Annotated in this window: 20 protein-coding genes, 1 tRNA gene and 1 riboswitch; of the genes, 12 read left to right on the top strand and 9 right to left on the bottom strand. The window is 62.2% G+C overall.

Features of this window, described 5'->3' with window-relative positions:
• The first annotated feature begins 166 nt into the window (after nt 1-166).
• Nucleotides 167-592: a suppressor of fused domain protein gene (locus ACP7D4_RS23580; RefSeq protein ID WP_426211635.1), complete on the top strand. Its 426-nt coding sequence runs from the start codon at nt 167-169 to the stop codon at nt 590-592.
• 464 nt (nt 593-1,056) lie between these two features.
• On the opposite strand, the gene ACP7D4_RS23575 is transcribed toward ACP7D4_RS23580, so the two are convergent.
• From ACP7D4_RS23575 to ACP7D4_RS23535, 9 genes are all read right to left on the bottom strand, one after another.
• Nucleotides 1,057-1,132 (bottom strand) — tRNA-Lys (locus ACP7D4_RS23575).
• A 73-nt stretch (nt 1,133-1,205) separates the two neighbouring features.
• A complete protein-coding gene (gene ybgF, locus ACP7D4_RS23570) occupies nt 1,206-1,967 on the bottom strand; it encodes a tol-pal system protein YbgF (RefSeq protein WP_426211641.1) in 762 nt (253 codons plus the stop codon).
• A gap of 95 nt (nt 1,968-2,062) precedes the next feature.
• Nucleotides 2,063-2,593, bottom strand: coding sequence for a peptidoglycan-associated lipoprotein Pal (pal, locus tag ACP7D4_RS23565; RefSeq protein ID WP_426107888.1), 531 nt, complete (start codon nt 2,591-2,593; stop codon nt 2,063-2,065).
• Nucleotides 2,594-2,628: 35 nt separating this feature from the next.
• Nucleotides 2,629-3,891 carry a Tol-Pal system beta propeller repeat protein TolB gene (gene tolB / locus ACP7D4_RS23560; protein ID WP_426211633.1) on the bottom strand — a complete coding sequence of 421 codons (1,263 nt, stop codon included), beginning with the start codon at nt 3,889-3,891 and terminating at the stop codon, nt 2,629-2,631.
• A gap of 29 nt (nt 3,892-3,920) precedes the next feature.
• On the bottom strand, nt 3,921-4,907 hold the full coding sequence (gene tolA, locus ACP7D4_RS23555) for a cell envelope integrity protein TolA (RefSeq protein ID WP_426211632.1): 987 nt from the start codon (nt 4,905-4,907) through the stop codon (nt 3,921-3,923).
• 8 nt (nt 4,908-4,915) lie between these two features.
• The gene (locus ACP7D4_RS23550) at nt 4,916-5,350 is read right to left on the bottom strand and encodes an ExbD/TolR family protein (protein ID WP_426107891.1); all 435 of its coding nucleotides are present in this window, start codon (nt 5,348-5,350) and stop codon (nt 4,916-4,918) included.
• A 12-nt stretch (nt 5,351-5,362) separates the two neighbouring features.
• A complete protein-coding gene (gene tolQ, locus ACP7D4_RS23545; protein ID WP_426107892.1) occupies nt 5,363-6,052 on the bottom strand; it encodes a protein TolQ in 690 nt (229 codons plus the stop codon).
• A gap of 30 nt (nt 6,053-6,082) precedes the next feature.
• Nucleotides 6,083-6,487: a tol-pal system-associated acyl-CoA thioesterase gene (gene ybgC, locus ACP7D4_RS23540; RefSeq protein ID WP_426211630.1), complete on the bottom strand. Its 405-nt coding sequence runs from the start codon at nt 6,485-6,487 to the stop codon at nt 6,083-6,085.
• A 398-nt stretch (nt 6,488-6,885) separates the two neighbouring features.
• Nucleotides 6,886-7,641 (bottom strand): SDR family oxidoreductase, encoded by a 756-nt coding sequence (locus ACP7D4_RS23535; RefSeq protein WP_426211628.1) that lies wholly within the window; start codon nt 7,639-7,641, stop codon nt 6,886-6,888.
• 128 nt (nt 7,642-7,769) lie between these two features.
• Nucleotides 7,770-7,881: riboswitch (ZMP/ZTP riboswitch) on the top strand.
• A gap of 101 nt (nt 7,882-7,982) precedes the next feature.
• Between ACP7D4_RS23535 and glyA the strand changes: the two genes are divergently transcribed.
• From glyA to ACP7D4_RS23480, 11 genes are all read left to right on the top strand, one after another.
• On the top strand, nt 7,983-9,230 hold the full coding sequence (gene glyA, locus ACP7D4_RS23530; protein ID WP_426211626.1) for a serine hydroxymethyltransferase: 1,248 nt from the start codon (nt 7,983-7,985) through the stop codon (nt 9,228-9,230).
• A 25-nt stretch (nt 9,231-9,255) separates the two neighbouring features.
• Nucleotides 9,256-9,723, top strand: coding sequence for a transcriptional regulator NrdR (gene nrdR / locus ACP7D4_RS23525; protein ID WP_426107896.1), 468 nt, complete (start codon nt 9,256-9,258; stop codon nt 9,721-9,723).
• Between the two features lie 160 nt (nt 9,724-9,883).
• Complete coding sequence (pilV, locus tag ACP7D4_RS23520) at nt 9,884-10,462, top strand: type IV pilus modification protein PilV (RefSeq protein ID WP_426211624.1); 579 nt, start codon at nt 9,884-9,886, stop codon at nt 10,460-10,462.
• A complete protein-coding gene (locus ACP7D4_RS23515) occupies nt 10,459-11,376 on the top strand; it encodes a PilW family protein (protein ID WP_426107898.1) in 918 nt (305 codons plus the stop codon). The genes pilV and ACP7D4_RS23515 overlap by 4 nt, the downstream gene beginning before the upstream one ends.
• 7 nt (nt 11,377-11,383) lie before the next feature.
• The gene (locus ACP7D4_RS23510) at nt 11,384-12,034 is read left to right on the top strand and encodes a pilus assembly PilX family protein (RefSeq protein WP_426107899.1); all 651 of its coding nucleotides are present in this window, start codon (nt 11,384-11,386) and stop codon (nt 12,032-12,034) included.
• The gene (locus ACP7D4_RS23505) at nt 12,031-14,079 is read left to right on the top strand and encodes a pilus assembly protein (RefSeq protein WP_426107900.1); all 2,049 of its coding nucleotides are present in this window, start codon (nt 12,031-12,033) and stop codon (nt 14,077-14,079) included. Before ACP7D4_RS23510 ends, ACP7D4_RS23505 begins: the two co-directional genes overlap by 4 nt.
• A gap of 15 nt (nt 14,080-14,094) precedes the next feature.
• Nucleotides 14,095-14,544, top strand: coding sequence for a type IV pilin protein (locus ACP7D4_RS23500; RefSeq protein WP_426107901.1), 450 nt, complete (start codon nt 14,095-14,097; stop codon nt 14,542-14,544).
• Nucleotides 14,541-15,089, top strand: coding sequence for a GspH/FimT family pseudopilin (locus ACP7D4_RS23495; RefSeq protein ID WP_426211639.1), 549 nt, complete (start codon nt 14,541-14,543; stop codon nt 15,087-15,089). Before ACP7D4_RS23500 ends, ACP7D4_RS23495 begins: the two co-directional genes overlap by 4 nt.
• A 124-nt stretch (nt 15,090-15,213) precedes the next feature.
• Complete coding sequence (gene ribD / locus ACP7D4_RS23490; RefSeq protein WP_426211623.1) at nt 15,214-16,317, top strand: bifunctional diaminohydroxyphosphoribosylaminopyrimidine deaminase/5-amino-6-(5-phosphoribosylamino)uracil reductase RibD; 1,104 nt, start codon at nt 15,214-15,216, stop codon at nt 16,315-16,317.
• A gap of 6 nt (nt 16,318-16,323) precedes the next feature.
• Complete coding sequence (locus ACP7D4_RS23485; protein WP_426107904.1) at nt 16,324-16,965, top strand: riboflavin synthase; 642 nt, start codon at nt 16,324-16,326, stop codon at nt 16,963-16,965.
• Nucleotides 16,966-17,137: 172 nt separating this feature from the next.
• Nucleotides 17,138-17,797 (top strand): hypothetical protein, encoded by a 660-nt coding sequence (locus ACP7D4_RS23480; protein WP_426107313.1) that lies wholly within the window; start codon nt 17,138-17,140, stop codon nt 17,795-17,797.
• Nucleotides 17,798-18,353: the final 556 nt, after the last annotated feature.

Genomic DNA, 18,353 nt, shown 5'->3' with positions numbered 1-18,353 from the left:
ACTGGCCTATCTTTTTTGCATGACGTCCCACGCTGCCATGGGTGAAAGCTTACTGAACGCCCTCGAAGAGCCCGGGATTTAGCGCCCCGGCGAGCCTAGGATTTCAAAGGACGTAACAGTAGCTAAGACTGGCGAGCGCATCGAAATCTGGAAATGGTCAGAAGCCGTGTCAGGCGAGGGTGTTTGCATTTATGCGACTATCGGCGCTTCGATTGAACTGGATGCGACTTCGAAGCGCTGCGAGTTCGTTCTTGGAATAGCTCCTGAAGTTGATGGTGTCGTCGAATCGTTGGCGGAAGTAGCCCTGCACGGGACTGGAACAAAGCAAGCGCCCCATTTTGGAGATACGGTGACCTTACCGTGGGGACTGTGGAATGGAACGGCGATGTCCACCTTTCTTATCACGGAAGGCGGGGATGAGATTATTCGGCCACTAAGAAAGCCCGGATGTGACGTTGACTTCTTGCAGTTGGTCCCGTTATTCCCAAGCGAATGTGCATACAAAAAAGCACATGGCGAAGGTGAATTGTGGGAGCAGTTCGAAAGCAAACAGATCCGATACTGGGATTCAAAGCGAGCGTGTGCGTTGTAAAATGTATTGCAGGTTGACACGAGTTGAACGCCCCGGTCGGCCGCTGCGGGGCATGGCACGCGGCTGGCACGGGGTCAGTGTCCCGAGGGGGAGGGCAGGGCCGCCGCAGGTAAGCCGATCAAGTACGTCAACTCCAAGGCTTGGCGGGGCATCCTGATGGGGGGCGGCGTCGATTACTTATCGCAGGCACGACCTGCACCACACTTGGCCAAGCTGACTGGCTCAGAACGGCGCGCAGCTTTACGGCCTGCATGAGATGGGCGGATGGAAGTTGGCTGACTCGGTGCGGCGTTACGCACACTTGGCGCCCGCGCAGATGGCCAAGCACGCCGCAGTTGTCGGCGCCATGCTTGTGAGACTCAAGACACAAGCACGGCACAAGCGAGGAAAAATGGATCAGACCCACAAACAAAAAAGCAGCTACGATCACTCGTAACTGCTTCATTTTGCTTACTGCGCATTCGTGGTAGGCCGTGCGGGATTCGAACCTGCGACCAACGGATTAAAAGTCCGCTGCTCTACCAGCTGAGCTAACGACCCGAAAGAAGCAAGATTATAGGGGCAGGCAGCGATTCTGTCAAATGCTCACACCCATATATTTTTACATGCGGGATTATTTCAGCCCCGGCAGACGATCGTGTGCAGCCTGAGCAGCAGCCGAATCCGGATACTTGGCAATCAAATCCTTGAGCGCCTTGGTCGCCGCTTTCTTGTCTTTCATCTCGGCGTAGCAAGTGCCGATGTTGAGCATCGCGTCCGGCGCCTTGGCGCTGTCCGGATAATTGCTCGCCACAACTTGCTGCGCGACGATGGCCTTCTTGCAGTCGCGCTGCGCGTAGTAAGCGTTGCCCAGCCAGTACTGCGCGTTCGACGCATAGCTCGACTGCGGATAGCGCTGCACGAACGCGCCCAGCTGCGTGGCTGCGGTCTTGTAGTCGCCTTCCTTGAAGGTCGCCATGGCGGCCTCGTAGGTGCTCTGCTCGTCGGGCGCAACGGCCGCTTCCTGGCCGTCGATGCTGACCTGGCGCGGCTCAAGCTTGCGGATGCGCGCGTCGAGATCCGTGTAAAAATCCTTCTGGCGCTTTTGGGCGGTGACAATTTCATTGCTCAGCACTTCGAGCTGGCCGCGCAGCTTGGCGATCTCGGCCATGGTTTGCTCGTGCTGGTTGACCATCTCCAGCGATACCGTCTTGTCGGCCTTGGTGTCGATGCGCCCGTTCAGGTCGCGCGCGATGCCGTCGACCTTGGCGCGCAGCTCGAGGATGGCCTTGCGCGCTTCGTCATCATTGAGGATGCCGGCGTGCGACTGCAGGGGGAGCCAGGCGGCAAGCGCGAGGCAGGCGGCCGCGAGACGCGGTGTGGCTAGCTTGATCATCATGGTGATTCTTTCAAAACCTGTTGCGGCATAGACGCAAACGGGGAGCGCGACGCATCGCGTTCCCCGCTCTCATGTGGCCGCAAGCAATTCAATTAATAGACGATGTCTGCACGGCGGTTTTCCGCCCATGCCGCTTCGCCGCTGCCCATCGCCTTTGGCTTTTCTTCACCCAGCGACACCGCTTCCATCTGGTTTTCGTCCACGCCCAGGGCGGCCATCGACTTGCGCACCGCTTCAGCGCGCTTTTGGCCCAGCGCCAGGTTGTATTCGGTGCCGCCGCGCTCGTCGGTATTTCCCTGGATCAGGATCTTGCGGCCCTTGTTCTTGTTCAGGTAGCCGGAGTGGCTTTCGACAACTTGCTTGCCGTCGTCGCGCACCACGAAACTGTCATAGTCGAAATACACGCTGCGCTTGGCGAGCGTGCCTTGCGGATCGTTCAAGGGATCAACAGAACCGGTCTCGACGGGACGTACATCGCGCGGATCGGCAACGTTGGTCTTGGGCGCATCGGCGGCGCTGCGGTCCACCACCGGCGGTATTTCGGCCAGCTTGACGGGGGAGCTGCATGCTGACAGCAGGGCAGCGCTCGCGACAATGAATGCAAGACTGTGGAATTTGCGCATAATTTTTCTCCTGGACTGGTTAAAGGTGCTGCTAATCACTTCTGGAACGGGCCCCAGTTGGGTTCCCGAATGTTGCCCGCCTGGGTAGTCAAGCGCTGCTTGACGCGGCCATCGACCGATACCACGGCCAGTGAGGTGCGTCCGCCAGTTTTGGTGGCGTACATGATGTACTTGCCGTTCGGCGAAAAACTCGGTTCCGTGGCGCCGTCGGCCAGCCGCAATTCCTGGCCGCTGGCCAGGTTCATTGCGTACAGGCTGTAGCCGCCGTCGCGCTGCGACACCCAGGCCAGCGTCTTGCCGTCGGACGACACGCGCGGGCTGATGTTGTAGCTGCCATTGAAGGTCACGCGCGTGGCGTTGCCGCCGCTGCTGCTCATCTTGTAAATTTGCGGGCCGCCACTGCGGTCGCTGGTAAAGTAAATCGTCTGGCCGTCGGCGGAGTATTGTGGCTCGGTATCGATGCCGTTGCTGTTGGACAAGCGGCGCACGTTGCCGCCATCGGCGTTCACACTGTAGACCTGGGTGTGGCCATCCTTGGACAGCGCCACCGTCAGTTTGGTGCCGTCGGGCGACCATGACGGGGCCGAATTGCTGCCTTTTTCATTGACCACGACCTTGCGTCCGCCCGTGACCAGGTTTTGCACATAGATCACGGGTTTGCGCTGCTCGAACGAAACGTAGGCAACTTTGCTGCCGTCGGGCGACCAGGATGGCGAAATGATCGGCTCGTTCGAGCGCACCGCGACCTGGACTGCTTCGCCGTCGGCGTCGGCAATTTCAAGGCGATAATCGCGCGCACCGCGGTTTTCGCTGACGTACGCAACACGGGTGGCAAAGGCGCCGCGGGTGCCGGTCAGCTTTTCGTAAATATCGTCGGCAATCTTGTGGGCCGACAAGCGCGTGTACTTGGGCTGCGCGGCCTGGTTCATGGCGGAAAGCTGGGCCGTCTTGACCGTGTCGTGCAGCTTGTAGCGCACCTCGAAGCGGCCGTCGGCCAGCTTTTGCACGCTGCCCACGACCAGCGCATCGGCGCCGCGCGCCTTCCACTGGCTGTAGCTGACCGGGTCGTTTTCCGACATGGCGCCGGCATCGATGACCTTGAACACGCCGCTGCGCTCAAGGTCGGCTTTGATGATGGCAGACACCTGGGCCGGGGCCATCGATTCATCGGCAAAGGCGGCCACGGCGATGGGAATCTGGTTGCTGCCAACGCCGGCAATCTCGATTTTGAGCTGGGCATGGGCGGACGCGCCGGCCAGCAGGCCGACGGTAAACATCAAGGTATGCAGTTTGTTCATTCGGTCTTTCCCGGTGTGTGCAAGGTGATTCAGTCGAGCTCCTTCATCAAGATGCTGACTTCAATAGAGCGCTCTACCGTACCATCTTTTTTCTTTGGAAGTGGTGACGAATTGTTAATGCCGCGTTCTACAGCCTCGTCGAAGGCTCGAATGCCGCTGCTTTTGGTCTTGCGGACGGAGATAATCTCCCCCGTAGGCAATTGTTCGATTTTGAAGGTTGCACGCGGATTGCCCTCTACGTCAGTGTCGCCGTTGTAGGAGGTCGAACGTTTGATCTTGCTGGTGATCGCGGCGACGTAGCCGGCGTCGATCTTGGGTGCGGTGGCGCGTTCGGCGCCGCCGTTGTTGCCCATGCCGCCGGTGATGCGCTTCATCTCCATCTCGCGTATTTTTTGAATCAGTTTTTCGTCGAACAAGTCCTGGGCGGCCTTGGCGGCTTTTTCAGCCTTGGCCTTGTCTGCGAGCAGCTTGTCCGCCAGCGCTTTTTCTTTTTTGGCGGCTAGTTCTTTCTCTTTTTTCTCGGCCAGCGCTTTTTCCTTGGCGTCAAGTTCAGCTACCTCGCGCGCCTTATCCTTGGCCACTTTCTCGTCGGCCAGCTTCTTCTCGAGTAGCTTCTTTTCAAGCAGCTTTTTCTTTTCTTTTTCGCGTTCGAGTGCGATGTCGGGTGTCTTGGGCGCAACCGGCTCCGCCACCTTGGCTACCTTGGGCACCACCGGCTCGGCCACCTTGGGCGGCGGCGGAGGAGGAAGGGGAGGCACGACCTTGGGCACCGGCACCGGGTCCGGCTGGCGCACCGCTTGCGTTCGCGGCGGCGGCGCGGCCGTTTCGGTTTTCATGTCCCACACTTCCGCTTCCACGGCGGTCGGCTCGACGTTCTGCCACTTGATGCCCACCCACAAGAAGGCGAGCAAGCCGGCGTGCACCAGCAGCGCGACAATGATCGCCGGCACCTTGTTCGGTTCCGGCGGAATGGTGTAGGGCACACCGTGGACCGAGATGGGAGTCGGGGATGCCATGGTGTCTGTCACTTGGTGGCCAGCCCGACCCGGGTGATGCCCATTTTCTTGGCTTCCGAAATGAGCTGGATCACGTCGTCGTACTTGCTGTCCTTGTCGCCGGCAATCATGACCGGATACTCGGGATGCTCCTGGTGCAGGTCGCGCAGGCGGCGCAGCAGGGCGGTGCGGTCGGGCATTTTTTCGGGCGCCTGGGTGCGCGCGCCGTTGATGCCGATTGACAGCGTTGCATCGGGCTGAATGATTACCTGCAAGTAGTTATCCGGCGGCAGCGCGGATTTTTGCGCATTCGGCAGATTGATGACGCTCGGGCTGTTTGCGGGCGGCACCACCATGAAAATAATCAGCAGCACCAGCATCACGTCGATGTAGGGCACCACGTTGATTTCAGATTTGAACTTGCGTTTGCGACCGCCGCGCAGACTGCTGGAAAAGGAAGCCATGGTGTCCTTCGCTTAGCGCGACTGGCGCTGCAGGATGTTCGAAAATTCTTCGACGAAGCTCTCGAAGCGGATGGCGAGGCGGTCGATGTCGTGCGTAAAGCGGTTGTAGGCGACGACGGCCGGAATGGCGGCAAACAGGCCAATGGCAGTGGCGATCAGCGCTTCGGCAATGCCTGGCGCCACGGCGGCCAGCGTGGCTTGCTGCACATTGGCAAGGCCGCGGAAGGCATTCATGATGCCCCACACGGTGCCGAGCAAACCAATATAGGGCGACACGGAACCAACCGACGCCAGGAAGTTCAAATGGGTGTCGAGCGAGTCAAGTTCGCGCTGGAAGGCAGCGCGCATGGCGCGGCGCGCGCCGTCGAGTACCGCGCCGGTGTCGAGCGGGTCGCGCTTGTCCGATGCTTGCTTGCCTTTAATGAATTCGCCCATGCCTGCATCGAAAATGCGCGACAGTGCACCGCTTTGTTCGCGGCTGCGGCTGGCGCTTTCGTGCAGGGTGTTCAGGTTGCCGCCGGCCCAGAAGCTGCGTTCGAACTTTTCGGTCTGGGCGCGGGCTGCGCTGATGGCGAAGCTTTTGCGGAAAATATAGGTCCAGCTCATCAGGGAAACAATCAGCAGCAACGCCATGATCAATTGCACGATCAGGTGGGCATGGGTGATCAGCGCGATAAAGGAAAGGTCTTGGGGTGCGTTCATCGGGTTCGCTATTCTATCGAGTGGAGTGAATCAGGCGGGTCGCATTTTAGCAGCGGTAGCAGGGGGCAGGGGGCGTGGACGCAGCGTCCGCGCATCGACGCAGCCTACCTTGACGCTGGCGCTGGCGAGCAGGGTATCGCCGCGCCGGGCTTGCTGTAAAAATTGAATGGAGGCGCCGCCAAGTTTTTGTATGCTTAGCGTTAAGTCTATTACATCGTCGAGCTTGGCTGGCGCGTGGTAGTCAATGCTTGCGTTTTTGACGACGAAAATGGCGCCATCCGACTCGGCCAGCGCTTGCTGGTTGACGCCGGTCGCGCGCAGCCATTCGGTGCGCGCGCGCTCAAAAAATTTCAGGTAATTGGCGTAAAAAACGATGCCGCCCGCGTCGGTATCTTCGTAGTAGATGCGGACTTGCCAGGTGAATGCTGAGGGCATGTCAGGGTCATGAGTCAAGGTGGGAAACATTCTAATCGATTTATCTGGGCGAAATGTAACGAAGCGTACATAGCCGGGAGGAGGGCAGGCTTAAACATGGGGTGGGAGCCAACTACTTTTCGACGACGCAATTCACCGATACAATGCTAATGAGTCGTGGTCCTTACGAGGATGTTACAAAAGAGTCGTCGTGGACTGTAGGTCGGACAAGCGCGAAGCGCGCATTCCGACACTGCATGCGTCGCGTTGACGCTGGCAATGTCGGAATGCGCGCTTCGCGCTTTTTCGACCTACGATTTGCAAGAGCCGCGTGCGCAATCACGCTGTAGTGAAAGCGCTGTCCTTGGCATTCGAGCAGTTTTGCCGCTGTAAGCGGGTTCCCTGGCAACACTACAACGCTATGCCACGACATCCCGCTTGATCGTAAACGGCGAAAACCCCTGGCACACCGGCATCATCTCGATCGTATTGATATTCACATGCGGCGGCAGCGTCGCCACCCAATACGCCGTCTCGGCAATATCGGTCGCCGTCAACGGCTGGGTGCCTTCATACACCTTGGCCGCCTGCGCGTCGTCGCCCTTGAAGCGCACGTTCGAAAACTCGGTCCCGCCGCACAAACCCGGCGCCAGATTGGTCGCGCGCACGCCCGTGCCCACCAGGTCGGCCCGTAAATTGAGCGTAAACTGGTCCACGAATGCCTTGGTTGCTCCGTACACATTGCCCCCAGGGTAGGGATAATGTCCGGCAACCGACCCCAGGTTGATAATCAGCCCGCTGCCGCGCTCGACCATCGCCGGCAGCAGGGTGCGCGTCATGGTCACCAGCCCCGTGCAATTGGTGGCGATCATGGTTTCCCAGTCTTCCAGCGGCGCTTCGTGCGCAGGTTTGGTGCCCAGCGCCAGGCCGGCATTGTTGATCAGCACATCTATCTGGCGCCACGACTGCGGCAGCATCGACATCGCCTCGTTGATCGAATCCTTGCAGGTGACATCCATCACCAGCGGCAACGCCAGGTCGCCCAGTTCGGCCGCCAGGGCGTCGAGCCGCTCCTTGCGGCGCCCGCTAATCACGACCTGATGGCCATTTTTTACGAACGTACGTGCCATTTCAGCGCCAAAACCTGCCGAGGCGCCTGTAATAAAAACGATCATTTCTCACATCCCTACAGTGGGGTAACCACCAAATTGTAGCCGATGTGTCCTTCGATCCGGCGCGCTGTCACCTTTGCAAGCCCTTTCCTTGCCCAAATCAAGGGTTTAACTTACAATTTGGCCTCCATTACGTCTCACGTAACTGGCGAAAAGTCGCGGCGAGGTCCTTGCCAGTCGGCGAAAGGTGGGCTTCCACCGGGGAACGTGAGATTTCATCAGCCGTTCGCCTGGGCAGCCACCGATGGAAGCGCACGATGAGGCTGCCTGTCCTGTTTCCGACGGTATTCCTCATTCGATCCTTACAGTCAGGTGCCTCGCACTCTTATCGATTGGAGTTTTTCATGTTTGCAAAAGATCACACGCTCGCCAATGTTGACCCGGAATTGTGGGCCGCAGTTCAAAAAGAAAACACCCGCCAGCAAGATCACATTGAGCTGATCGCCTCCGAGAACTACACCTCGCCTGCCGTGATGCAAGCCCAGGGCTCGCAGTTGACCAACAAATACGCCGAAGGCTATCCAGGCAAGCGCTACTACGGCGGCTGCGAATTCGTCGATATCGCCGAGCAGTTGGCAATCGATCGCGTCAAGCAATTGTTTGGCGCTGAAGCGGCCAACGTGCAGCCTAATTCCGGTTCCCAGGCCAACCAGGGCGTGTTCTTCGCCATGCTCAAGCCGGGCGACACCATCATGGGCATGTCGCTGGCCGAAGGCGGCCACCTGACCCACGGCATGGCGCTGAACATGTCGGGCAAGTGGTTTAATGTTGTTTCCTACGGCTTGACGCCGGAAGAAGACATCGACTATGACGCTATGGAAAAACTGGCCCATGAGCACAAGCCGAAGATGATCATCGCGGGCGCCTCGGCGTTTTCGCTGAAAATCGACTTCGAGCGCTTCGCCAAGGTCGCCAAGGATGTGGGCGCTTACTTCATGGTCGACATGGCGCACTACGCCGGCCTGATCGCCGCCGGTGTCTACCCGAACCCGGTGCCGCACGCCGACTTCGTCACCTCGACCACGCACAAGTCGCTGCGCGGCCCGCGCGGCGGCATCATCCTGATGAAGGCCGAGCACGAAAAGGCGATCAACTCGGCAATTTTCCCCGGCATCCAGGGTGGCCCGCTGATGCACGTGATCGCCGGCAAAGCCGTTGCCTTCAAGGAAGCGCTGGAGCCTGGCTTCAAGGAGTACCAGCAGCAGGTCGTCAAGAACGCCGACGCCCTGGCCAAGGCGCTCATCGCGCGCGGCCTGCGTATTGTTTCCGGCCGCACCGAGTCGCACGTGATGCTGGTCGACTTGCGCGCCAAAAACCTGACGGGCAAGGAAGCCGAAGCCCTGCTCGGCGCCGCGCACATGACGTGCAATAAAAACGGCATCCCGAACGACCCGCAAAAGCCGTTCGTCACCTCCGGCATTCGCCTGGGCAGCCCGGCGTTTACCACGCGCGGCTTCAAGGAAGAAGATGCCACCACGGTCGGCAACCTGATCGCCGACATCCTCGACAACCCGGGCGACCAGGCTGTGGTGGAGCGCGTCAAGGCCGAAGTCAAGAAGCTGACCGACAAGTACCCGGTCTACGCTTCTTAAAGCCAAGCGAAGCGCCGGCGCCCACATGAAATGTCCTTTCTGTCAGCATGAAGATACCCAGGTCCTCGACACGCGCGTGTCCGAGGAGGGCGATTCGATCCGGCGCCGGCGCCGCTGCGCCAAGTGCGACAAGCGCTTCACGACCAAGGAACGGATCGAGCTGTCGATGCCGATCATCGTTAAAAAGAACGGCAGCCGCACCGATTTTGCGTCGGCCAAGCTGCGCGGTTCACTGATGCTGGCGCTGCGCAAGCGCCCCGTGTCGGCCGAAGCGATCGACCTGGCCGTGGCCTCGATCGAGGAAAAGCTGCTCACCAGCGGCCAGCGCGAAGTTGACACCAATTACGTGGGCGAACTGGTCATGGCCGAACTCAAACGGCTCGATAAGATTGCCTACATCCGTTTTGCCTCCGTCTACAAGAACTTCGAGGACCTGGCCGAATTCCAGGATGCCATTGCCGAAGTCGGGCAAGAGCGCAAACCCCGCAAATAAGTCCCTTCGCACTATTGAGCCATCTCATCGGCGGCTTTGTCACGCCTGATAACTTGGTGCCCAAGCGACCCAGATCAATGCAAGGTAGCGAACTCTGCAGTGTAAATGCAGGGGCCGCACCGTGCTTGGCTGCCGCGCGTTCAACGTTGCGGAGGCTCTGGTGCAAGCAAAACAGGTTGGCGGCTTTACCCTCATCGAAGTGCTGGTGTCCATCCTGGTGCTGGCCATCGGCGTGCTGGGCGCCGCCGGTGCGCAACTCGCCGCGCTGCAAACGCGCCAGGCCACCGCGCTCACGTCGGCAGCGGTGCAACTGGCAGGCTCGCTGGCCGACCGTATGCAGGCCAACGCGCAACAGTCGCGCGGTGGCGACGCGCTCAATGCCTACCTGCAGCTCCATTACGACGCGCTGACCGACGGCGCGCCCGCGCCCCCTGCTGCGCCTTGCTATGCGGGCGCCGACTGCAACAGCGCGCAAATGGCTGCCTTTGACCTGTACGAAATTTCGCAGGCGCTGCACGCCGGCTTTCCCGGCGCTCGCGTCACCGTTTGCCGCGACGCCGCCATCGTGGCCCAAGGGGCCAAAGGGGCCAAAGGGGCCAATACGCTGGCCTGGCCGTGCGCGGGCGGGCTCAATGCGCCCATCGTCATCAAGCTGGGCTGGCGCACGCGCAGTACGGACGCCGGCGCCGAGGCGCAGTTCGCGCCAATGGTGGCCATCGTCGCGGGAGCATCCTCATGAAGCGCGAGCGCGGTTTTACCATCAGCGAGCTGCTGGTGGCCGTGGCCGTCGGCGCCTTCGTCATCCTGATCGCCGCTATGACGCTGGTGTCTGCCAGCGCCAGTTATGTGGCCCAGACCGAGGCCGCCATGGTCGACGACGCCGGGCGCTTTGCGCTGGCCGCCATCGAGCGGGCGGCGCGCCAGGCCGGCTTTGCCGACCTTGACCGCGACGACGCCGCCGGCGAGCCCGACCCAGCCGCACCGCCCTTCATCATGGGGCTGGACGCCGCATCGCTTTCGTCTGACAGCGATGCGCTGACCAATCCGCGGCCGGCCGCCATCAATGGCAGCGACGTGCTGGCGCTGCGCTTTGCCGGTTCGGGCAAGGCCGGCGGCGACGGCAGCGCGCTCACGTGCGCCGGCTTCACGGTCGGCGCCGGGCAGGAGGGCTGGAGCATCTTTTATGTCGGCAGCAGCGCCAAGGGCGAACCTGAATTGCGCTGCAAATACCGCGGCGCGAACAACTGGAGCGCCGAGGCGGTGGTTGGTGGTGTGGATTCGTTCCAGGTCCTGTACGGGGTTGACACCGATGCCGTCGCGGACGGGCAAGCCAACCGCTTCGTTAGCGCCACCGACATTACGGCGCACGATGCCAACCTGGCGCCAGAGGCCGACAGCATGGGAACGATCGTGCCCGACACATGGTGGAAGCGCGTGGCGAGCATCAAGGTGGCGCTGGTGCTGCATGGCGCGCGGCGCAGCAAGGGCGTGGGCAGTGCTGCGGTGTTCGACCTGTTTGGCGCGGCCTACAGCGCTGCCGCCCCCGGCGACCTGGGCGTGCACGTCGAAAAGGCAAACATGGCGCTGCCGCTGCGTGATCGCGAGCGGCGCACATTCTCGTCCACTATCCAATTGCGCAATGTGGCGCACTGAGGGCAGGATGCGTTCTCATCGCCTCCGCACCCATCGTTCACCAGCCGCCGCGCAACAAGGCGCTGCGCTGTTTGTCACGCTGTGCATCGTGGTGGTGCTGATGCTGCTTGCCGCTTCCATGGTGCGCACCGCGCTCAATGCGGAACGCTCGGCGCGCGGCGAGCGTGATCGGCAAATCGCACTGCAAGGGGCCGAGGCGGCATTGCAAGACGCTGAACACGATATCGAAGGCGGCGCCGATCCCGCGTCCAAGCGGGCGGCCATGTTCGCGGACGGCAGCGCCGAAGGGTTCGTTCAGGGCTGCGGGGCGGGGCAGGACAATCCCGAGCTCGGGCTTTGCCTGCGTTCGCTTGAACCTGCGCCGGCGGCGTGGCAGAGCGTGGCGTTGGCGGGCGGAGCCGAAGGGGAAGGCTCGGGCAGCATCAGGACGGTGGAATACGGGCGCTTTACCGGAGCGGCCATGCCGTATGGCCGGGGCGCACTGCCGGCGCGGCTGCCACGCTACATCATCGAACTGATGCCGTATGCGCGCGCGGGCCACGATGCGGGCAGGCGCACCCAAAATTTTTATCGCATCACCGCCATTGGCTTTGGCGCCACTGAATCGACCCGCGTCGTGCTGCAGGCGTTTTACCTAAAGGCGGGGGCGAACGCATGATCGCCGCGCGCGCATGGGCCGTGGCTTGGGCCATCGTTTGCCTGCTCCTCGTTGCCATCGGCGCAGGCGCGGCGCCCCAACTGCTGGTGCCGCCCGGGCGGCTGGGGCAAGCCGACACGGCCGGGCCCTTGGCCGCCTGGCATGGCGAGGACGGCGTGTCATTCCTGATCCAGGCCGGCGGCGATATCGCCTCTGCGTCGGGCACGCTGCAAAGGCGCTCGTTCACCGTCAACGGTGACGGCACGATTCACTATGCGGCCGAGCCGGCGTGGGATGCGGCGGCGCTGCTTTCAAGCGGTGCAGTCAGGGATATTTTTACGGGCGATCCGTCCGGCGCGACGGTCCCCTTCACCTGGGACAAGCTGGCCGCATCCACGCGCCTGCTGCTGGACCGGCCACAACCTGGCGCCGCTGCCGACGGCCTGGGCGAACTGCGCACCGCCTTTGTGCGCGGCGAGCGTGCGCGTGAACTGGGGCAACCGCAAGGCCAGTTCCGCAAGCGCACCGGCGTGCTGGGCGACATCGTCAACAGCATCCCGCTGATCGTCGGCTCGCCACCGGCGGACACGCCCGACAACGCGCATGCAGCGTTTCGCGCGCAGTTCAGGGAGCGCGAGCTGGCGGTGTATGTGGGCGCCAACGACGGCATGCTGCATGCGTTTTCCGCCGTTACCGGGGCCGAGCTGTTCGCCTATGTGCCGGGGGCGCTGGCTTCCCGTCTGGCGGCCTTGAGCAGCCCGGCCTACCAGGGCCGCCCCTACGTGGACGGCAGTCCGGGCGTTGGCGACGCGCGCGTGGGTGGCTCCTGGCGTACGGTGCTCGCTTCTGGCATGGGCATGGGCGCGCGCGGCCTGTTCGCGCTCGACGTCACCGACCCGGCCCGATTCGCCCAGGGCTTGCGCGGCATATGGGAGTTCACCGACGCGGATGATCCGGCGATGGGCCACGTCAGGCAGGCGCCCTTGATCGCGAAAATCAATACCGGCAAGAGCGTGAGCGACGCTTCGCTCCGCTACTACGCGCTTGTCTCCAGTGGCTTGAACAACCTCGCCGCTGACGGCGCCGGCGCCTTGTTCCTGCTGTCGCTGGACAAGCCTGCGTCGCAACCATGGCAGCGAGCCGTCAATTATTTCAGCATCGCCACGGCGGGTGCTGGCGGCGCTCTGCCCAATGCCTTGTCGGCGCCGGCACTGGTGCTGGCCGGCGACGGCAGCGCCAGCCGTGCTTACGCCGGCGACCTGCACGGCAACCTGTGGCGCTTCGACTTCAATGCCATGGCCGCGCATCGCTTGTTTACCGCGCGCGACGACAGTGGCGCGCCGCAGCCGATCGCCCATGCACCCAAGGTGGTGTTCGCCCCCGGCGGTGGCTACCTGATTTTATTCGCCACCGGAAAACTGATCGAGGCGAGCGACTTGCTGCCGCCTTCATTTACGCAGCAGTCCGTGTATGCCATTCTGGACGCTCCGGGGGCGCGCGACGGCGCCGTGGTCCGTTCGCAGCTTGCCCCCCGCACGCTGTCCGCCACTTCCACCGGCTATGCAGTCAAAGGTGGGCGCTTCACCTACTTTGGACCGGATGCCAAAAAAGGCTGGTGCTTCGATTTCCCCAATGCCCGCGCCGAAGGCGAGCGCGCCGCTGGCGCGCCCGTTTCCATCGACGGCGCCATCGTCGTCGCCAGTTCGGCTGCCGCAGCACAAGAAGACGCGGCACCGGTCAGTCGCCTGTACGTGCTCGATGCGCTGACCGGCTTTGCCTATGACGCTGCGAGCGGCGCCCGGCCCGATGCCGCGACCGGCATGCCAGCCCCGTTTGACCCTTCGCTGCCATTGCTCTTCATCAGTTCCGTCTTGTCCAAGGGCGAACGCGCCCCGACCGGCGGCGCCACCGCCACGCACCGCGTCACGCTGGTCGCGCCGCAAGCGGGGACGCGCGCGGCGCCGGTGCCAGCCATCGAGGTGCGCCGGCGGGCAGGGCGCCTGGGCTGGCGCGAAGTGAGCAACTGGCAGGAACTGCATCAAGCGGCAACCGGAAAACAGCGATAACCCAACGAGGACCTGATGAAACAACGCAGCGGCTTTACCTTGATCGAACTCATGATCGTGCTGGCGATCGCGGGCCTGCTGGCAGCGGTCGCCTATCCCAGCTATGCCAGCTACATGACAGGCGCGCGCCGCATGGAAGGGCAGACCGCGCTGCTCGCGGCCTTGCAAAAGCAGGAGCGCTACTATGCCCAGCAAAATACCTATGTCGCTTTTTCGTCGGAGGAAAGCGGACCGGGCGCCGCGCATTTTCACTGGTGGTCGGGCGCGAGCGCTGCACAAAGCGCGTATGAACTGAGCGCCCGCGCATGCCCCGGCGTGCCGCTGCAGCGCTGCGTCGAACTGCGCGCCGTTCCCGGCACGCCCAAGGTCGACCAGAATTTCCGCGACGCCGACTGCCAGACCTTGACCCTGAACAGCGTCGGCCAGACCGGCGCCACCGGCCCCAAGAAGCGGTGCTGGCCATGAGGCATGGCGGCGCCACGCTGGTTGAACTGGTCGTCGTACTGGCGATTATGGCGGTGCTCGCGTCGCTTGCCTTGCCAAGCATGCGCGACATGCTCGATGCGCGCCGGCTCGACACCGCTGCCGTTGACCTGTACGGCGCGATCGACCTGGCGCGCTCGCAGGCGGTGGCGCGCGGCGACCGGGTGCAGCTCGTGCCCCTTGAGCCGAAGGGCGCCAACTGGGCCGAAGGCTGGGTGGTGTTCGTCGACCGCGACGGCGACCGCCGACCGGGGCCGGACGAAGAGATCATTTCCAGCCATGGACCGCTGGCCGGCGGCATCGTGGTCAGCTTTAATTTCACCAGCAACAAGCTGCCTTACTATATTGCGTACAGCGCGTCCGGACGCAGCTGCCGCGACACCAGCAGCCTGGCGGCGCGCTGGGGCACCATTTCGCTGCACCAGGAGGGGCGAATCCGGCGCATCAAGATCAACATGCTGGGACGCGCGCGCATGTGCCGCCCGGAGCAGGACGAGACGTGCGACGGCAAGCAGCCCGGTGGCTGAACGGCGACGGCAAATGCAGCATGGGCGGAGAGTACAGGCGACAGCACAAGCGATCGCACAAGCGACAGCGCAAGCGGCGGCATTGGCGTAAAATTCAGGCCAGTCATCAACGTCCTGGACCTTTGTGCACATACATAACGACTCGGAAGGCATGCAGCTTGCGCTCGAATGGGCAGCCAAGGGCATGTACACGACCGCGCCCAATCCACGCATCGGCTGCGTGATCGTCAGGGATGGCGTCGTCATTGGCGCCGGCCACACTCAACCAGCCGGGCAGGCGCATGCCGAGATCGCGGCCCTGCGCGACGCCGAGTCGCACGGCATGGACGTGCGCGGCGCGACCGCCTACGTCACGCTCGAGCCGTGCAATCATTTCGGGCGCACGCCGCCGTGTTCGGACGCGTTGGTGCACGCGGGCCTGGCTCGCGTGGTTGCGGCCATGGTCGACCCGAATCCGTTGGTGGCCGGGCAGGGACTGGCCAAGCTGAAGGCAGCCGGCATCGACGCCAGCGCCGGCCTGATGGCCGAACAGGCCTATGAACTCAACATCGGATTTTTTTCGCGCATGCGGCGCGGTCGCCCGTGGGTGCGCCTGAAAGCTGCCGCCAGCCTGGATGGCATGACGGCGCTGCACGGCGGCGAAAGCCAGTGGATCACGGGCGCACCGGCGCGTGACGATGGCCATGCCTGGCGCGCGCGCGCCTGCGCGATCCTGACCGGCATCGGCACCGTCAAGGCGGACGACCCGCAACTGAACGTGCGCGCGGTGCAAACGCCGCGCCAGCCGCGCCGCATCGTCGTCGACAGCAAGCTTGACATCTCGCTGGACGCGCGCGTGCTGGCCGGGGGCGGGACCTGGATCGTGGCGGCCGTGCCTGACCTTGAAAAGCAGGCGGCACTTTGCGCGGCGGGGCACGAGGTGATCTTGCTGCCGAACGCCGCCGGCAAGGTCGACCTGCCCGCGCTGATGCGCGAACTGGGCCGGCGCGAGATTAATGAACTGCATGTGGAAGCCGGCGCCAAGCTGAACGGATCGCTGGTGCGCGAAGGGGGCGTTGACGAATTGCTGCTGTACCTCGCGCCATGCCTGATCGGCGACGCGCAGGGCATGTTCGCGCTGCCCGCCTTGCAGCAGCTCGATCACCAATATCGATTGCGTTTTCACGACATCAAACAAATCGGCGAGGACATCCGCGTCCTGGCCCGCTTCACCCAACCCGAGGAATAGAGCAGCATGTTTACTGGAATCGTCGCCGCTGTCGGCAAAATCAGCTCCGTCACACCGCTCGTGGGCGGCACCTTCGCCGGCGTGCGCCTTGAGGTCGATGCCGGCCCCCTGTCGCTGCAGGACGTGGCGCTGGGCGACTCGATCGCCATCAACGGCGCCTGCATGACCGTCATCGAGAAGACGGCAACCGCATTTTGCGTTGACGTTTCGCGCGAAAGTCTCAATTGCACGGCGGGTCTGGACGCGCCCGGTGAAGTCAATCTCGAAAAGGCGCTGACGCTGGCCGAGCGCCTGGGCGGGCACCTGGTGTCGGGTCACGTGGACGGACTGGGGCAAGTGCACAGTTTTGCCGCGATCGGCGAATCGTGGGAGCTGGTCATCGATGCGCCGGGCGCGCTGGCCAAGTTCCTCGCCTTCAAGGGGTCGGTGGTCATCAACGGTGTATCGCTGACGGTCAACCGGGTTGAAGACCTGGACGAGGGCGCCGGTAAGGTGTGCCGTTTTTCCATCAACCTGATTCCGCACACGATCTCGGTCACCACACTCAAGCATTTGAAAGCAGGCAGCAAGGTCAACCTGGAAATTGACTTGATCGCGCGCTATGTCGAGCGTATGTTATCGCTGTCCAATGTTGTTGGGCAATCTTAAAAATATGTAAAAATCAAAGAGTAAGAGCAATGATGCTCCAGCGCAGCGCACCCCATTAGTGGTCAGACAGCGCTCTCTTTAACCGGCAAACAATTGCTTGGGAATGTGCGCCGCCTGCCACGCAGCCACAGGCAGGTAGACCATTGCAATCAACTTTTACGGGACTCATAGGATGGAATACGCTGATGCAATACGCGCGGTTTTTACCGCCAAGGACGATCCCGCTATCACCGGCGACCACGTCAAACTGATTCGCGCCTTTCGGGCAACCTGGGTACCAATCGAAAATGGTGGTCCCGGGATCGATTGCGGATTTCCGTTTGGCCAGGACGTCAATGTGATCGAGCGTGCGCTTGAACTCCTCGGTACGACCGACAGATACCTTGCGGCGCAAACCATTGCCGAAGCCGGTCGTATTCTTCCATCCTACATGGAGCTCTGTGCCAAACTTGCGCCTGGAAGCTATCCAGTGCCGAGCGAGATGGCCGAATGGCGCGGTGTTGCAAGCGACGGCAGGTTCACATTGCGTCCCGAACATGTAACCCTGCTAAAAGGCGCGGCCTGGACTGCCGTCGACGCTGACAACATAGATGCTGTGCTAGAGATGGATACAATCTGGCCGATGCCGTACATCGACGGGAAATACCCGTATGGAGGCTGCAGTTACTTTCAAATCGACATGGCAAATCTGCTCGGCGATCCGTACCAAATCGGCCCGGATCAGTATGCGATTGAAGACGACGAAAAGGATGCCCGGCTCGCGCAACTACACGAGGAAATGCTGCCCGCCTTACAGGTCTACCTGACAAATGCGTCGGCCACGCTGGCGTGAAATGCCGTTCGCTGAGGCATTAAAGTGCCGAATGCCCTGGAAAATCGGCCGAGTAACCGATGAACAGCGGTTTGGCAAATCGCGGGCAAGGCGTGGGTAACCACTTCGGCAAGGTCTGTGATGGCTGGGCGGAAGCGTCGGCGGGTACCCGAAGTTCGGTCAACCTGTGGAAGGCCCTGTCGATCGACGCAAGGAAGAAGACCGTCTCGAAGTCACGGTAGCACCGGCAGCGCAGTAAGGACAGTCCGGGGAGCGCCAAGCTGCGCGAGCCAACATGCAAGACGCTGGGGTGCCTCCCTCCGTGGTTAGGCGCATTCTGTCCGGCACCCGCGCAAAGACGAAGGTGTTGGCCCACCAGAATGACACGGGCCGCCTATGCCAGCCCTACGTTCGCGGCGGCAGGGATTGATTACTTGGTGCGATAGATCCGTTTGAATATTACTCGGTCTGCAAACACCCGGCTGACTCCGTAGCTCCCTGCGATAAACCCTCCTACGCCGACGATCCAGGCAATAAATCCCACACTGTCTGGAAGCCATCTTCCCACTTGATACCC

Origin of the sequence: Massilia sp. TWP1-3-3 (assembly GCF_049897805.1) — a bacterium.
Classification (GTDB): Bacteria; Pseudomonadota; Gammaproteobacteria; order Burkholderiales; family Burkholderiaceae_D; genus Telluria_A.
This window is presented reverse-complemented; position numbering and strand designations above follow the sequence as displayed.

What these genes read in the sequence shown, in the direction of transcription:
- ACP7D4_RS23500 (WP_426107901.1), top strand. Translation starts at nt 14,095, where the DNA reads ATGAAACAACGCAGCGGCTTTACCTTGATCGAACTCATGATCGTGCTG.
- ybgC (WP_426211630.1), bottom strand. Translation starts at nt 6,487, where the DNA reads ATGCCCTCAGCATTCACCTGGCAAGTCCGCATCTACTACGAAGATACC.
- ACP7D4_RS23535 (WP_426211628.1), bottom strand. Translation starts at nt 7,641, where the DNA reads ATGATCGTTTTTATTACAGGCGCCTCGGCAGGTTTTGGCGCTGAAATG.
- tolB (WP_426211633.1), bottom strand. Translation starts at nt 3,891, where the DNA reads ATGAACAAACTGCATACCTTGATGTTTACCGTCGGCCTGCTGGCCGGC.
- tolQ (WP_426107892.1), bottom strand. Translation starts at nt 6,052, where the DNA reads ATGAACGCACCCCAAGACCTTTCCTTTATCGCGCTGATCACCCATGCC.
- nrdR (WP_426107896.1), top strand. Translation starts at nt 9,256, where the DNA reads ATGAAATGTCCTTTCTGTCAGCATGAAGATACCCAGGTCCTCGACACG.
- ACP7D4_RS23505 (WP_426107900.1), top strand. Translation starts at nt 12,031, where the DNA reads ATGATCGCCGCGCGCGCATGGGCCGTGGCTTGGGCCATCGTTTGCCTG.
- pal (WP_426107888.1), bottom strand. Translation starts at nt 2,593, where the DNA reads ATGCGCAAATTCCACAGTCTTGCATTCATTGTCGCGAGCGCTGCCCTG.
- ACP7D4_RS23510 (WP_426107899.1), top strand. Translation starts at nt 11,384, where the DNA reads ATGCGTTCTCATCGCCTCCGCACCCATCGTTCACCAGCCGCCGCGCAA.
- ACP7D4_RS23495 (WP_426211639.1), top strand. Translation starts at nt 14,541, where the DNA reads ATGAGGCATGGCGGCGCCACGCTGGTTGAACTGGTCGTCGTACTGGCG.
- ACP7D4_RS23550 (WP_426107891.1), bottom strand. Translation starts at nt 5,350, where the DNA reads ATGGCTTCCTTTTCCAGCAGTCTGCGCGGCGGTCGCAAACGCAAGTTC.
- ACP7D4_RS23515 (WP_426107898.1), top strand. Translation starts at nt 10,459, where the DNA reads ATGAAGCGCGAGCGCGGTTTTACCATCAGCGAGCTGCTGGTGGCCGTG.
- ACP7D4_RS23485 (WP_426107904.1), top strand. Translation starts at nt 16,324, where the DNA reads ATGTTTACTGGAATCGTCGCCGCTGTCGGCAAAATCAGCTCCGTCACA.
- tolA (WP_426211632.1), bottom strand. Translation starts at nt 4,907, where the DNA reads ATGGCATCCCCGACTCCCATCTCGGTCCACGGTGTGCCCTACACCATT.
- glyA (WP_426211626.1), top strand. Translation starts at nt 7,983, where the DNA reads ATGTTTGCAAAAGATCACACGCTCGCCAATGTTGACCCGGAATTGTGG.
- ybgF (WP_426211641.1), bottom strand. Translation starts at nt 1,967, where the DNA reads ATGATCAAGCTAGCCACACCGCGTCTCGCGGCCGCCTGCCTCGCGCTT.
- ACP7D4_RS23480 (WP_426107313.1), top strand. Translation starts at nt 17,138, where the DNA reads ATGGAATACGCTGATGCAATACGCGCGGTTTTTACCGCCAAGGACGAT.